General features: G+C 59.4%; 14 protein-coding genes. 7 read left to right on the top strand and 7 right to left on the bottom strand.

Translation table 11 applies throughout. The annotated features are described in order from the left end of the window. Positions 1-46 precede the first annotated feature (46 nt). Complete coding sequence (gene rpiA, locus I9185_RS01435; protein WP_210092171.1) at positions 47-835, bottom strand: ribose-5-phosphate isomerase RpiA; 789 nt, start codon at positions 833-835, stop codon at positions 47-49. A gap of 167 nt (positions 836-1,002) precedes the next feature. Between rpiA and I9185_RS01430 the strand changes: the two genes are divergently transcribed. From I9185_RS01430 to I9185_RS01415, 4 genes are read left to right on the top strand one after another with little or no spacing between them, the layout of a single operon-like run. After that, on the top strand, positions 1,003-1,704 hold the full coding sequence (locus tag I9185_RS01430; protein WP_210092170.1) for a glutathione S-transferase family protein: 702 nt from the start codon (positions 1,003-1,005) through the stop codon (positions 1,702-1,704). Between the two features lies 1 nt (position 1,705). Beyond that, the gene (locus tag I9185_RS01425; RefSeq protein ID WP_171633361.1) at positions 1,706-3,079 is read left to right on the top strand and encodes an L-serine ammonia-lyase; all 1,374 of its coding nucleotides are present in this window, start codon (positions 1,706-1,708) and stop codon (positions 3,077-3,079) included. Between the two features lie 23 nt (positions 3,080-3,102). Beyond that, on the top strand, positions 3,103-3,519 hold the full coding sequence (locus tag I9185_RS01420; RefSeq protein WP_171633363.1) for a GFA family protein: 417 nt from the start codon (positions 3,103-3,105) through the stop codon (positions 3,517-3,519). Positions 3,520-3,564: 45 nt separating this feature from the next. Beyond that, a complete protein-coding gene (locus I9185_RS01415) occupies positions 3,565-4,479 on the top strand; it encodes a DMT family transporter (RefSeq protein WP_210092169.1) in 915 nt (304 codons plus the stop codon). Here I9185_RS01415 and I9185_RS01410 read toward each other — a convergent pair. Next, a complete protein-coding gene (locus tag I9185_RS01410; RefSeq protein WP_348539703.1) occupies positions 4,424-5,035 on the bottom strand; it encodes a thiamine diphosphokinase in 612 nt (203 codons plus the stop codon). The two genes, I9185_RS01415 and I9185_RS01410, sit on opposite strands and share 56 nt — an antisense overlap. A 219-nt stretch (positions 5,036-5,254) precedes the next feature. Between I9185_RS01410 and I9185_RS01405 the strand changes: the two genes are divergently transcribed. Beyond that, on the top strand, positions 5,255-6,955 hold the full coding sequence (locus I9185_RS01405; protein ID WP_210092167.1) for a hypothetical protein: 1,701 nt from the start codon (positions 5,255-5,257) through the stop codon (positions 6,953-6,955). Between the two features lie 242 nt (positions 6,956-7,197). On the opposite strand, the gene I9185_RS01400 is transcribed toward I9185_RS01405, so the two are convergent. The 5 genes from I9185_RS01400 to nthA form a co-directional block, all read right to left on the bottom strand. Then, a complete protein-coding gene (locus tag I9185_RS01400) occupies positions 7,198-7,434 on the bottom strand; it encodes a DUF2842 domain-containing protein (RefSeq protein ID WP_171228487.1) in 237 nt (78 codons plus the stop codon). Next, positions 7,434-8,729, bottom strand: a complete 1,296-nt coding sequence (locus I9185_RS01395) for an adenylosuccinate synthase (protein WP_171723506.1) — start codon at positions 8,727-8,729, stop codon at positions 7,434-7,436. The genes I9185_RS01400 and I9185_RS01395 overlap by 1 nt, the downstream gene beginning before the upstream one ends. Before the next feature lie 224 nt (positions 8,730-8,953). Beyond that, complete coding sequence (locus tag I9185_RS01390; RefSeq protein ID WP_171723507.1) at positions 8,954-9,283, bottom strand: nitrile hydratase accessory protein; 330 nt, start codon at positions 9,281-9,283, stop codon at positions 8,954-8,956. Then, entirely contained in the window at positions 9,280-9,957 is a 678-nt protein-coding gene (gene nthB / locus I9185_RS01385; protein WP_210092166.1) for a nitrile hydratase subunit beta, read from the bottom strand. The genes I9185_RS01390 and nthB overlap by 4 nt, the downstream gene beginning before the upstream one ends. Beyond that, positions 9,954-10,568: a nitrile hydratase subunit alpha gene (gene nthA, locus I9185_RS01380; RefSeq protein ID WP_210092165.1), complete on the bottom strand. Its 615-nt coding sequence runs from the start codon at positions 10,566-10,568 to the stop codon at positions 9,954-9,956. Before nthA ends, nthB begins: the two co-directional genes overlap by 4 nt. Before the next feature lie 151 nt (positions 10,569-10,719). Between nthA and secG the strand changes: the two genes are divergently transcribed. Both secG and I9185_RS01370 read left to right on the top strand, forming a co-directional pair. Continuing rightward, positions 10,720-11,085 carry a preprotein translocase subunit SecG gene (gene secG, locus I9185_RS01375; protein WP_171723509.1) on the top strand — a complete coding sequence of 122 codons (366 nt, stop codon included), beginning with the start codon at positions 10,720-10,722 and terminating at the stop codon, positions 11,083-11,085. Between the two features lie 160 nt (positions 11,086-11,245). Continuing rightward, positions 11,246-12,889 carry a CTP synthase gene (locus tag I9185_RS01370; protein WP_171723510.1) on the top strand — a complete coding sequence of 548 codons (1,644 nt, stop codon included), beginning with the start codon at positions 11,246-11,248 and terminating at the stop codon, positions 12,887-12,889. Positions 12,890-12,913 lie beyond the last annotated feature (24 nt).

Below are 12,913 nucleotides of genomic sequence, written 5' to 3'. Positions count from 1 at the left end.
ATTTTCGATCTTTTGCCGACGCTTGTCCGATTGGCTTGCATAAAACTCAGTCCGTTTGGTCGGAAAACAGGTTTTCACGGGATCCGCTCAGCAGCTGATCCAATTCCAGGGTGCCCGCGTTGATATCCCGCAGTTCGACCCGCCCGTCGCCGTGGCCGATGATGACCTTGTCACAAATATCGATAAACAGGCCGTTTTCCACCACGCCAGGAACCTGGTTGAGGATCAGGGCCATCTGACGGGGATTGCCGATGCGTTTCAGGTGCAGGTCCAGAATGTGATTGCCTTCATCCGTCACGAACGGGGCCGCGCCATTCATACGCAGCGCCGACGAGGTTCCAAGTACATCCATCGCGTCCAGCGCTTCTTCGATCAGTGTTCGCGTGGTTTGCCAGCCAAATGGAACAACCTCGACCGGCAAGGGGAAAGCACCCAGCGTTTCCACCTCTTTCCCGGCATCTGCGATGACAACCATCTGATCGCTGGCCGTGGCAACGATCTTTTCCTGCAAATGCGCGCCGCCGCCGCCCTTGATCAGGTTCAGGTCAGGGTCGAATTCATCCGCGCCGTCGATGGTCATGTCCAGCCACCCGGCCTGATCCAGAGAAATGACTTCGATCCCGACTTCGAGTGCCAGCTGCGCGGTGCGGGTGGACGTGGGAACGCCCTTGATCCGCAGACCTTCGTCTTGCACCCGTTCGCCCAAACGACGGACCAGCCAGGCCGCAGTGGATCCCGTTCCAAGACCCACGCGCATGCCGTCCTCGACCATCTCGGCGGCACGACATGCGGCCACGTATTTTGCGGTGTCGATGGGCGACAGTTCTCCGGTCATGGCAGCTTTCCCAGTTTGGCCTGCCGGAGTTATAGGGAATGCGCCGCGCGACTGCGACCACATTTTGCGGTTCGGCAAGCGTAAAGATGCCTGAAGACTGCGCGTTTCCTATCGGAAACGTCGCAATCATGTCTTACGCCCTCATCTTTGTCATATAGATTGCCCGCATGTTGAACCGATACCGCCTGCACTACGCCCCTGACAACGCCTCGCTGGTGATCCGGCTGGTGCTGGAAGAAATGGGTGTGCCCTATGAAGCTGTGCTGGTCGATCGCCGTCGAAACGAACAGGACAGCGCGGCGTACAGGTCATTGAACCCCAACGGGCTGATCCCGGTGCTTGAAACTCCGCAAGGGCCGATCTTTGAAACGGCGGCAATTCTGCTGTGGCTGTCCGAGCGCCACGGGCAACTGGCCCCGGCGGCAGACGCCCCCGAACGCGCCGAGTTTTTGAAATGGCTGTTCTTTGCGTCCAACACGCTGCACGCCGATCTGCGCATTCTGTTCTATGCCGAGAAATACATCACCCCGCCACAGGCTGATACCCTGCGTGCAGGCATCCGACCCCGTTTAAAGCAGCACCTGCAACTGCTGGACGCGCTGGCAAAACGCGCGCCAGCCTGGTTCTGCGCGGAATGCCCGTCGGTTCTGACCTATTATGTCGCCTGCATGATGCGTTGGATGGCCTTGTATCCGGCCGATGCAAATCGCAGTTGGTATGCGCTGTCTGACACCCCGACCCTGCAAACCATCCTGGCACAGCTCGAGACACGCCCCGCCACCCACACGGCCATCGTGGCCGAGGGCCTGGGCCCCGCACCGTACACCTCTCCTATTTACGCCAACCCCTTAGAAGGCTCAGCTACCTGACATGTTCCTCTCTGTCTTCGATATGTTCAAAGTGGGCATCGGCCCGTCCTCCTCGCACACCATGGGCCCCATGGTGGCAGCGGCGCGCTTTCTGGATATGATGCGTGCTTCACCTTTCGAATTTGCGGGTCTGAAGGGCTCGCTGCATGGCTCGCTCGCCTTTACCGGCGTCGGCCATGCGACCGACCGGGCGACCATTCTGGGCCTGGCCGGCTTTGTTCCGGACACCTATGACAACAACAAGGCCGAGGCCGCATTGGCGGATATCGCCAAGACGCACACGGTTACCCCCGACGGCCTGCCGACGCTTCAGTTCGATCCCAAAACAGACCTGATCTTCGACTATGACACCAACCTGCCGGGACACGCCAACGGGATGATCCTGATGGCCACGGACGCGCAGGGGGACGTGATCCTGCGCCAGGTATTCTATTCCATCGGTGGCGGCTTTGTCCTGACCGAAGAAGAACTGGCCGAAGGCAAGGCAACGGATGAGGGCGCACCGGTGCCGTTCCCGTTCAAATCCGCGGCTGAAATGCTTGAGATGGCCAAGTCCAGCGGCAAAACCATCGCCGAGATGAAGCGCGCCAATGAGATCGCGCGCGGCTGCGCCGACAGTTTCGCCAAAGGATGCGCTCGTCTGTGGGACGTCATGAATGCCTGTATCGAACGCGGTTTGAGGACCGACGGCATTCTGCCCGGCGGGCTGAAAGTGCGACGCAGGGCAAAGGGTATCTATGACGCGCTGATCGCCGAACGCGGCATGAACCTGACCGCGCCGCACACGATCAACGACTGGATGAGCGTCTACGCCATGGCGGTCAACGAAGAAAACGCCGCCGGTGGGCAAGTCGTAACGGCACCGACCAACGGGGCAGCGGGCGTTCTTCCTGCGGTGCTGCGCTATTATCTGGACCACGTTCCCGGTGCCTCGGAGAGCCATATCGAAGATTTCCTTCTGACCGCGGCCGCGATTGGCGGGCTGGTCAAATACAATGCGTCCATCTCGGGTGCCGAAGCGGGGTGTCAGGCCGAGGTCGGCAGCGCATCAGCCATGGCCGCGGCGGGGCTCTGCGCCGTGATGGGCGGTACGCCCGAACAGGTTGAAAACGCCGCCGAGATCGCGTTGGAGCATCATCTGGGCATGACCTGCGACCCCGTCGCCGGGCTGGTTCAGGTGCCCTGTATCGAACGCAACGGGCTGGGGGCCATCAAGGCTGTGTCCGCTGCGTCTTTGTCCCTTCGCGGGGATGGAGAGCATTTCGTGCCGCTGGATGCGGTGATCGAGACGATGCGTCAGACCGGCCATGACATGCACGAAAAATACAAGGAAACCTCGCTTGGCGGATTGGCCGTGAACGTGCCAAACTGCTGATATCGCAACAAATGGGGGTCGATATGCGTGGACATTGCCTGTGCGGCAGCATCAAGTACGAGATCGACCCTCCTTCCCTGTCCTGCGTCACCTGTCATTGCGACAGCTGCCGACGCCAATGCGCCGCGCCGATGACAACCTATTTCGCGGTTCGTGACGGTCACTGGCGCTGGATCGGAGAAGAGCCGAAACGCTTCAACTCTTCGCCCGGAGTCGAGCGCAGCTTTTGCCCGGATTGTGGCACGCCAATCTCGTTCCGCTCGGCCAAAATGTCGGATGTGCTGCATCTATACGTCGCCACTTTGGAGACCCCCGAGGCAATGCAGCCCACATTGCACGTGGCTCATGAGGAAAGACTGAGCTGGCTGCATCTGGATGACAACCTGCCCACCTGCACCGGACCGGATTACACAAAGGTTCACCCCCTGCCCGACGCCTGACATTCGACCTTTCCACTGCGCCGCGAAGCAGATAGCGTCGCGCGCATGACTCAGGATCGTCCCGTCTTGGGCATCTTTTTGATGCTCGGTTTTTGCGTGCTTGCACCCTTGGGGGATGCGATGGCAAAGCTGTTGGGCGAAACGACACCGTTGGGTTTGCTGGTTGCAGCCCGGTTCGCGGTGCAAGCGCTGATTCTCATTCCGCTGGTGATGATGACAGGCCGGCCCTGGCGGATGCATGGACGCATCCTGCGCCTGACAGTCATCCGCACGCTGCTGCACATCATCGGCATAACCGCGATGTTCAGTGCGTTGCAGTTCCTACCCCTGGCTGATGCGGTCGCCATTGCCTTTGTCATGCCGTTCATCATGTTGCTGCTGGGCAGATACGTTCTGGGCGAAGAGGTCGGCGCGCGGCGCCTCGTGGCCTGCATCGTCGGTTTCATCGGCACACTTCTGGTCATCCAGCCCAGCTTTGCCGAGGTGGGCTTACCTGCCCTGCTGCCGTTGATCGTTGCCGTGGTCTTTGCCCTTTTCATGCTGGTCACGCGGCAAATCGCCAAGGAAACTGATCCGATTTCCTTGCAGGCGGTGTCTGGTGTCATGGCCACTGTGGGGCTGGTTCCTGTCCTTGTGATCGGAACATCGCTTGGTATCTGGAACCTGTCAGCCGCCTTGCCCGCCCCCGACATGTTTTGGCTGTTGATCGCTATCGGCATTCTAGGAACTGTCGCGCATCTGCTGATGACATGGTCGCTGCGCTATGCACCTTCGGCCACGCTGGCCCCGATGCAATATCTGGAAATCCCGGTGGCAACCCTGATTGGCTGGGCAATCTTCAGCGACCTGCCTGACGGACTGGCAGCGGTTGGGATCATGATCACCGTCGCCGCCGGTTTGTACGTTATTCTTCGCGAACGGGCCACCGCTCGCTCTGCCCCGACAGAAACACCTGCATGAGCGGATCGAGTGCGGCGCGGGGAACCATCACCAACAGGCCCGGGCCATCCATCTGCAATTCAACCACTGACAGCGCGCGATTAGAGGTGCCCACCCTGTCGTCCGGTTGCAACCGCAGGCCGTCGATGGGCCATTCCAGCCCGGTGCTGCGCCCGGTCACAGGGCGCATTGGAAACAGCGACACCACATCCCCGGGCAAAACCGGCAGCCGGATTTGGCGAGGCGCGTGAAACACCACCTCATGCGCGCCCAGCAGAATGCAGGTCTGTTCCTGACGTCTGACCAGCACGTTCAGAACAGCAAGCTGATGATCAAGCCGTCCGCCCAGAAAACCGGCCCCCAAAACCAGTGGAGCCTGCACATTGCGCAAGGCCTTGTCGAAATCGGTGCTGTCCTGTTCACGAATGGCAAAAAGCCGGTCAGACGGGATTTTGGCTTTTGTTGCTTTGTCCAGCGAATCGAAATCCCCGATGACCGCGTCCGGAATCCGGCCTGATTCTGTCAGAACTGCCGCCCCACCATCCGCCGCTACGACTGAAGTGACGCGGTTCAGCACCAAATTCAGGTCCTCGGAACCAACAAAACCACCCCCAAACAGCCCGATTGGATCAGCAGAGCGTACAATTGGTTCATTTTTCCTAAGATTGGCCATTTTTCCCGGATTTGGACACATTAAGACCACAAAATGATAGGTTCATGCATAAAGTTCAGAGCCTTCGTGTGCTCCCGATTCCGGGTAAGTGGGCTCTCGTAGTTTGTAAAGGACGTGCGTCTGATGGTACAGAATAACAAGGTATTAACCGTTTCATATGGAACCTTCTCCTGCACTTTGGAAGGATTCGACGATTCCTTTGAAACGATGAAAGCCATTGCCGAATATTTCCGCGATCTTGCTGCAGATGATCGTTACTTCGGCTCAGAGCCTCCACAACCAGACGCCGAAATGCTGACCCGTATCGCACGCCGCGACGCATCGCAACGCGTCGAAGCCAGCCAAAACGAATCCGGGCTCCTGCTGCGTGCCGCTCCAAACACCGAAGCCCCGGCACCGGTCGCGTCTGACGCACCGGTCTCGCAAGCGCAAAATGCAGATGCCATGACCACTCCCCCTCCCGAATATACCCAAGCAAGCCCGGGGCGGACCGCGTTCACGGACGCGGAGGCCGTCGACGCCACCACATCTCCGCCGGCCGACAGCATTGCCGCAAAACTGCAACGCATCCGGGCCGTTGTTTCTCATTCGGACGTCCCCCCCACTGCCTATTCCGAAGACGAGGAATCTTCGCTGCTGGCCAACACCACCCCCCCGGTGGACGCCGTGGCCGCCGCGTTCGAAGCAGGCGCTCTCAACGAAGAAGACTTTGCTGAACCTGCCCAGCCCGAGGCTTCGGAAATCGAGGATCTGCAAGCGCTTGACGCCGAAGACGTGCAAGACGACGCGCCGGCAGAATCTGAAAACCAGGCCTTCGAATCCGCCGAGCCGAATATCGACAGCAATTCCGAACAGCAGGTGCAGCTGACCCCCGACCACCTGCGGGATGAAGATATCAAGGTCGCAACCGACTCCGCGCAGCTTCCTGTTGAGCCCCTGTTCTCGGATCTTGAAGAGGATACCGACGAGGAAATCGACGAGGAGGATGTTCCAAACATCCTCAACGTCGAAGACGTGGCGATCGAATCCGAAGATGAAGCAAGTGACGATCCGCAAGACGATCAGGCGCAAGGAGTATTGTCGGAAGAGGACGAAATTCAGCTGCTGTCCGAGATTTCCGAAATCGAAAAAGACATGGCAGGCCGTTCTAGCCAAAAACTGACGGATGACGCCGATCCTGATCAGGATATCTCGCGACTGATGGCCAAAACCGGTGAACATATGGAGGATCCGTCCAGCAGCGACGCGCGAGAAACCTATTCGCACCTTCGCACCGCCGTTGCCGCGACCGAGGCCGACCGTGATGACCAACCGGCCCCGAACACCTCGCCTGTTGATGAGTATCGCGTTGATCTTGCGTCAGCGGTCAGCCCGCGCCGCCCCGAAGTAAACGTGACCAGCATACGCCCGGAAGCAGACGCTCCGGCTCCGTTGAAGCTGGTTGCCGAGCAGCGCGTGGACGATCAAAGCGAATCCAACGGCCCCGTGATGCCGCGTCGCGTGACCACTCAGGCAGAAGAAACCGGGTCGGCAGAAGGCGGTTTTGCGCAATTCGCACAAGATCAGGGTGCACAGTCGCTTCAGGACCTGCTTGAAGCGGCTGCGGCCTACCTGTCTTTCATCGAAGGACAGCAACAATTCTCGCGCCCGCAACTGATGAACAAGGTTCGTTCTTTGAAGCAGGATGAGTTCAATCGCGAAGAAAGCCTGCGTTCCTTCGGACAGCTGCTGCGCGATGGAAAAATCGAAAAAGCCGGCGGCGGCCGTTTTGCGGCCTCTGACCTGATCGGCTTCCGTCCTGATGATGAGCGCGCAGTCGGCTGACTGCCGCGCCAATTGACAAAAAGGGCCGGGTGAACCCCGGCCCTTTTGCTATGGCACGTCCAGAGACAAACGCCCGCTGTTAAACAAGACCCAGCGTTGCCCATTGTACCCGGCCCGACCAGCCGCCTTGGTCCGAGCAATGGCCCGGCTCAATTCAGCAAAGTCACAGAACCCACGTATAATTGCGCGCGTTTACACGCACGGCGTTTGCCCGCTTAATCTTTTGCAGTGCCAAACCCGGCTCAGGATTGATCCGGGTCCTCTTTGCCAACGCCGCGAAAAACGAACTTGAACGGCAGGGCCCAAAGAATGCCAAGAACGATATAGACCAGAAGTTCCACCCATATCGGGGGGCGCTCCAGCCAGTTCAAAACCGTCACCACCGCCACAATGTAAAGTGGCAGGCCGATCACAAGTATAACCAACGACCAGCGCCGGCGCGCTTTGTAGCTCAGGCCTGTTTTCTGCTCTTTGTTCATCAATCTGCAAACGGGTCGGTCACCAGAATGGTGTCGTCCCGCTCCGGGCTGGTGGACAAAAGGGCCACAGGGCATTCGATCAGCTCTTCCACCCGGCGCACATACTTGATTGCGTTGGCGGGCAATTCGGCCCAGCTGCGCGCGCCTTCAGTGGATTCGCTCCAGCCCGGCATTTCTTCATAGATGGGGGTGCACCGTGCCTGTTGATCGGCTGCGGTGGGCAGATAGTCCAGCCGTTGGCCATCCAGCTCATATCCGGTGCAGATTTTAAGCGTTTCAAACCCGTCCAAAACATCCAGCTTTGTCAATGAGATACCGTTCACGCCACTGGTCGCGCAGGTCTGACGGACCAGGCACGCATCAAACCAGCCACAGCGGCGCTTGCGACCTGTCGTTGTTCCGAACTCATGCCCACGTTCCCCAAGGCGCTGACCATCCGCATCCTCAAGTTCGGTCGGGAATGGGCCTTCGCCGACACGGGTGGTGTAGGCTTTTACAATCCCCAGCACAAAGTCGATCGATCCCGGTCCAATCCCCACCCCTGTCGCGGCCTGGCCTGCGATCACGTTGGACGAGGTCACAAATGGATAGGTGCCGAAATCGATGTCCAACAGCGCGCCTTGCGCCCCTTCAAAAAGGATGCGTTTTCCGGCTTTGCGCTTTTCGTTCAGCACTTTCCACACAGGTGCGGCAAAAGGCAGGATGCTCTGCGCGATCTCTTTCAATTGGGCAATCAGCGCGTCGCGGTCGACCGGTTCGATTCCCAGACCTTTGCGCAGCGGGTCATGGTGCTGCAAAGCACGGTCCACCCGAGCCTCGAGCGTGGCTTCATCCGCCAGATCCGCGACACGAACAGAACGACGCCCGACCTTGTCTTCATAGGCCGGTCCAATCCCACGACCTGTTGTGCCGATCTTGGTCCCCTTGCTGGCCGCCTCTTCACGAGCGCGATCCAATTCACCGTGGATCGGCAGGATCAACGGGGTGTTCTCGGCAATCATCAGCGTATCGGGGGTGATCTCTACACCTTGTGCCTGGATGGTCGCGATTTCCTTGACCAGATGCCAAGGGTCCAACACCACGCCGTTGCCGATTACGCTCAGCTTACCGCCGCGCACGACACCGGACGGCAGAGCGTGCAGCTTGTAAACTTCGCCATCAATCACCAGCGTATGTCCGGCATTATGCCCGCCCTGAAAACGCGCGATCACGTCCGCCCGTTCGCTGAGCCAGTCGACGATCTTGCCTTTTCCTTCGTCACCCCACTGGGCGCCGACAACAACCACGTTGGCCATATCCGGTCCTTTTGCGCTGAGTTATCAAACCCGGCTCATATAGCTGGGCGGAAACGACAGGGAAACCGATATTTCGCCGCAGATGAAAATCGCGCGAACACGCGATGCCTCCGGCGGGGATATTTATGGCCAGATGAAAAGCGGATCCCCTGCTTCATCTGGCTGAAAATATCCCGGGGGAGCCGCACGGAACGGGCGGCGGGGGCAGAGCCCCCTGCCCGGCATCAACGCAGATGCACCGGTTGCCCATGAGGTGTCGTCAGATAAGCCTTTTCCCAAGATTTATGTAGCCCTTTCACCTCCTGCGGCGACGAGACGCCCTGCTCGGCCAGCAACCCTTCGAGCGTTTCCAGCCATGCACGGAAATAGTCGTCGCCGCCGTCCAGCTCTCGCGCGAGCCCGTGGCGCTTCAACGTGTCCGAGAACCGGGCCGCCCAATCCGCCCATTCGAACCGCCCGGCCTCGTTCAGGGCAACGGTGACGGCAAAGACCTGAGCGTGCCAGGGTTCGGCAAACACCGGTTCTGGGGCTGAATGTTCGTTGCAGCCGCTCATGCCGGTTCCAGATAGCTTTGCCAGAGATCCAGTACCACTTCGTCATCCGGATGCTCCGGGCTGGTCCAAAGTTCCGATGCGGGGAAGACCACGGCATAGATCGGTTCAGGCGCTTCGCCCAGCCCATGAGCATTGGAATCGGGCAGGACATGGGTTCCGTGCAGGCGCAGTATTCGACCCCTGGCACCGGACGCATAATTCGGCAGGCGTGTGTGCCCTCCATCCACAATGCGATTTCCCGCCGGACGGGTCGTGACCACCTGTTGACCGACAGAAAACTGCACCGCCACGTTCGAAGGTCTGTCCGCCGGTCCACCTTTGGCCAGAGCGGCTGACACGGCGTCCGCCTTGAGCATCCGTTCCGCCAACGGATGCGGCCCATCCTCTCCGCCGCTGCGCAGGTCATCCAGGGAAAGAACGCCGTGTTCTACCAACAGGTCAGCCAGGCCCGAAATCCATTTCTCGTAATATGAAAACCGGGTATAGTCCTTTGGCGACAACCGTTCCCTTGCGTGGCGGGATACGTCGATATTCCACTGCCCCAGAAAGCCGGATGCAAGTGTCACTGCCAGCGCCCGTGCGTGCCAGTCTTCGGCAAAAACCGGCGCGTCCTCGGCCTCGGGATTTATCGGACCATCTCCAAAGCGGCCGCCCATATCGTGAACGCGGGTCATGAAGGGGCCTTCGGCAAACCCGTGCCGATCATGCTGTCACGTGTCACAAGTGCGGCAAGCGCCTCCTCGCTCATCCCATCAGTTCCATCGGGACGCATCGGCAGAACGAGATAGCGAACCTCGGCGGTCGAATCCCACACCCGCACCGAAGTGTCTTCAGGCAGGGTGAGGCCGAATTCGGCCAGTACCTTGCGGGGTTCACGCACCGCTCGGGCACGGTAGGCATCAGATTTGTACCAGCCCGGCGGGATACCCAGCAACGGCCAAGGATAGCAGCTGCACAAGGTGCAGACGACCATGTTGTGTCGGGTTGGCGTGTTCTCGACAACAACCATGTGTTCGCCCTGGCGTCCATAGTAACCAAGATCCGCGACCATCGAGGTGGCGTCTTCCAGCAGAGCGGCCTTGAAAGCTGGGTCGCTCCAGGCTTTGGCAACCACCCGCGCGCCGTTCTGCGGGCCAATTCTGTTCTGATAGGTGTCTATGATTTCGTCCAGAGCCGCCGGGTCGATCAAGCCCTTGCGGGTCAGAATCGTTTCCAGCGCTTTGACGCGAAGCGCGGGTTCGGGCGGCAAAAGGGCGTGCGAGTGGTCGTGGTCGTCATGAGGCATGGGCCGCAGCCTGCGTCACGCATCGGCGTTCTGTCCAGTCCCTTTGACGTGATATGACATATCACGTGCGGTGATGCGAACTCCTCACTTGCCCCCGCTGGCAAACTTGCATAGATACCACGCGATACACGCCACGCTGTACAGGAACACCATGGAAAACGTCGTTCTCATCATCCACCTTCTTTTGGCCCTAGGCTTGATTGCCGTTGTTCTGATGCAGCGGTCCGAAGGCGGTGGCCTTGGCATGGGTGGCGGTGGTGGCGGAGCCATGACAGGCCGTGCAGCAGCGACCGCTTTGGGCAAACTGACCTGGATCCTTGCCGCTTGCTTCATCGTGACCTCGATCACGCTGACCATTCTGGCGGCGCAGAAATCTTCGGGCAGCTCGGTGATCGACCGTTTGGGCGTGCCGGCTCCGGCTTCAAACGAAGAAAATACTCCGGCAATTCCGTCGGCGGATGACCTTCTGCCGCCTGCACAGGGCGACAACGCGCCGCTGATCCCGCAGGCCGACTGACCTACAAAACCTAGAAACATGGAAGAGGACTGCAACAGCATCTTGCGGTTCTCTTGCGCTTTTGGCGCGAATCCTTTATACGTGAAGTCCCGTGATGCAGCGGTTTTTCGAAACCGTCGGGCAGCTGATTTTGACGTCTCACGGGAGCAGCCGAAAAACTATGGCGCGATTTATTTTCATCACTGGTGGTGTGGTTTCGTCCTTGGGCAAAGGACTGGCTTCGGCGGCGTTGGGCGCGCTTTTGCAAGCCCGGGGATATTCGGTGCGGCTGCGCAAGCTGGACCCCTATCTGAACGTCGATCCCGGCACGATGTCTCCGTTTGAACATGGCGAAGTGTTCGTCACCGATGACGGGGCCGAAACCGATCTGGACCTGGGCCATTACGAACGATTCACCGGCGTGGCCGCGCGCAAGACCGACTCGGTCAGTTCGGGGCGGATCTATTCCAACGTGCTCGAAAAGGAACGCCGCGGGGACTATCTGGGTAAGACCATTCAGGTGATCCCGCACGTCACCAACGAGATCAAGGATTTCATCGCCATCGGCGAGGATGAGGTTGATTTCATGCTGTGCGAAATCGGTGGCACCGTGGGCGATATTGAGGGCCTACCGTTTTTCGAGGCGATCCGCCAGTTCAGTCAGGACAAGCCGCGCGGGCAGTGCATCTTCATGCACCTGACGCTGCTGCCTTATATCAAGGCCTCGGGCGAGCTGAAAACCAAACCGACTCAGCACTCGGTGAAGGAACTGCGCTCGATCGGTCTGGCGCCGGATATTCTGGTCTGTCGCTCTGAAGGTCCGATCCCGACCAAGGAGCGCGAGAAACTGGCGCTGTTCTGTAACGTGCGCCCCGACAGCGTGATCGCAGCGCAGGACCTGAGCACCATCTATGACGCGCCGCTGGCCTATCACCGCGAAGGTCTGGATCAGGCCGTTCTGGACGCGTTCCAGATCAGCCCAGCGCCCAAACCCGATCTGGCAAAATGGGAAGACGTCAGCGACCGCATCCACAACGCCGAGGGCGAAGTGAAGGTCGCCATCGTAGGCAAGTATACGCAGCTTGAAGACGCCTATAAATCGATTGCCGAGGCGCTGACCCATGGCGGCATGGCCAACCGGGTCAAGGTCAAGGTCGAATGGGTTGACGCCGAGGTGTTCGACAACGAAGACGTCGCCCCCCATCTTGAGGGTTTCCACGCCATCCTCGTCCCCGGAGGCTTTGGCGAACGCGGCACAGAGGGCAAAATCAAGGCCGCGCAATATGCGCGCGAGCAAAAAGTCCCCTACCTGGGCATCTGCCTTGGGATGCAGATGGCCGTGATCGAGGCCGCCCGAAATGCGGCTGGCATCAAGGAAGCTGGTTCGGAAGAATTCGACCACGAAGCCGGGAAGAAACGTTTTGAACCTGTCGTGTACCATCTGAAGGAATGGGTGCAGGGCAATCACAAGGTCGAACGCAAGGTCGGTGACGACAAGGGCGGCACCATGCGCCTGGGCGCTTACAATGCGGTGCTGGCAGAAGGATCGAAAGTCGCTGAAGTTTATGGCGGCACACAGATCGAAGAGCGCCACCGTCACCGCTATGAAGTGGACATCAAGTACCGTGAGCAGCTTGAAAAGGCCGGGCTCAACTTCTCGGGCATGTCGCCGGACGGACGCCTGCCAGAAATCGTAGAATGGTCAGATCACCCATGGTTCATCGGCGTGCAGTACCACCCGGAACTGAAGTCCAAACCGTTCGACCCGCATCCCCTGTTCCGCGATTTCGTGCGCGCTGCGAAAGACACTTCTCGCCTGGTCTGACCCTGGGCTGTGTCGGACTGTCAC

This window comes from Ruegeria sp. HKCCSP346 (genome assembly GCF_017872595.1).
Classification (GTDB): domain Bacteria; phylum Pseudomonadota; class Alphaproteobacteria; order Rhodobacterales; family Rhodobacteraceae; genus Ruegeria.
This window is presented reverse-complemented; position numbering and strand designations above follow the sequence as displayed.

What these genes read in the sequence shown, in the direction of transcription:
- rpiA (WP_210092171.1), bottom strand. Translation starts at nt 835, where the DNA reads ATGACCGGAGAACTGTCGCCCATCGACACCGCAAAATACGTGGCCGCA.
- I9185_RS01430 (WP_210092170.1), top strand. Translation starts at nt 1,003, where the DNA reads ATGTTGAACCGATACCGCCTGCACTACGCCCCTGACAACGCCTCGCTG.
- I9185_RS01425 (WP_171633361.1), top strand. Translation starts at nt 1,706, where the DNA reads ATGTTCCTCTCTGTCTTCGATATGTTCAAAGTGGGCATCGGCCCGTCC.
- I9185_RS01420 (WP_171633363.1), top strand. Translation starts at nt 3,103, where the DNA reads ATGCGTGGACATTGCCTGTGCGGCAGCATCAAGTACGAGATCGACCCT.
- I9185_RS01415 (WP_210092169.1), top strand. Translation starts at nt 3,565, where the DNA reads ATGACTCAGGATCGTCCCGTCTTGGGCATCTTTTTGATGCTCGGTTTT.
- I9185_RS01405 (WP_210092167.1), top strand. Translation starts at nt 5,255, where the DNA reads ATGGTACAGAATAACAAGGTATTAACCGTTTCATATGGAACCTTCTCC.
- I9185_RS01400 (WP_171228487.1), bottom strand. Translation starts at nt 7,434, where the DNA reads ATGAACAAAGAGCAGAAAACAGGCCTGAGCTACAAAGCGCGCCGGCGC.
- I9185_RS01395 (WP_171723506.1), bottom strand. Translation starts at nt 8,729, where the DNA reads ATGGCCAACGTGGTTGTTGTCGGCGCCCAGTGGGGTGACGAAGGAAAA.
- I9185_RS01390 (WP_171723507.1), bottom strand. Translation starts at nt 9,283, where the DNA reads ATGAGCGGCTGCAACGAACATTCAGCCCCAGAACCGGTGTTTGCCGAA.
- nthB (WP_210092166.1), bottom strand. Translation starts at nt 9,957, where the DNA reads ATGACCCGCGTTCACGATATGGGCGGCCGCTTTGGAGATGGTCCGATA.
- nthA (WP_210092165.1), bottom strand. Translation starts at nt 10,568, where the DNA reads ATGCCTCATGACGACCACGACCACTCGCACGCCCTTTTGCCGCCCGAA.
- secG (WP_171723509.1), top strand. Translation starts at nt 10,720, where the DNA reads ATGGAAAACGTCGTTCTCATCATCCACCTTCTTTTGGCCCTAGGCTTG.
- I9185_RS01370 (WP_171723510.1), top strand. Translation starts at nt 11,246, where the DNA reads ATGGCGCGATTTATTTTCATCACTGGTGGTGTGGTTTCGTCCTTGGGC.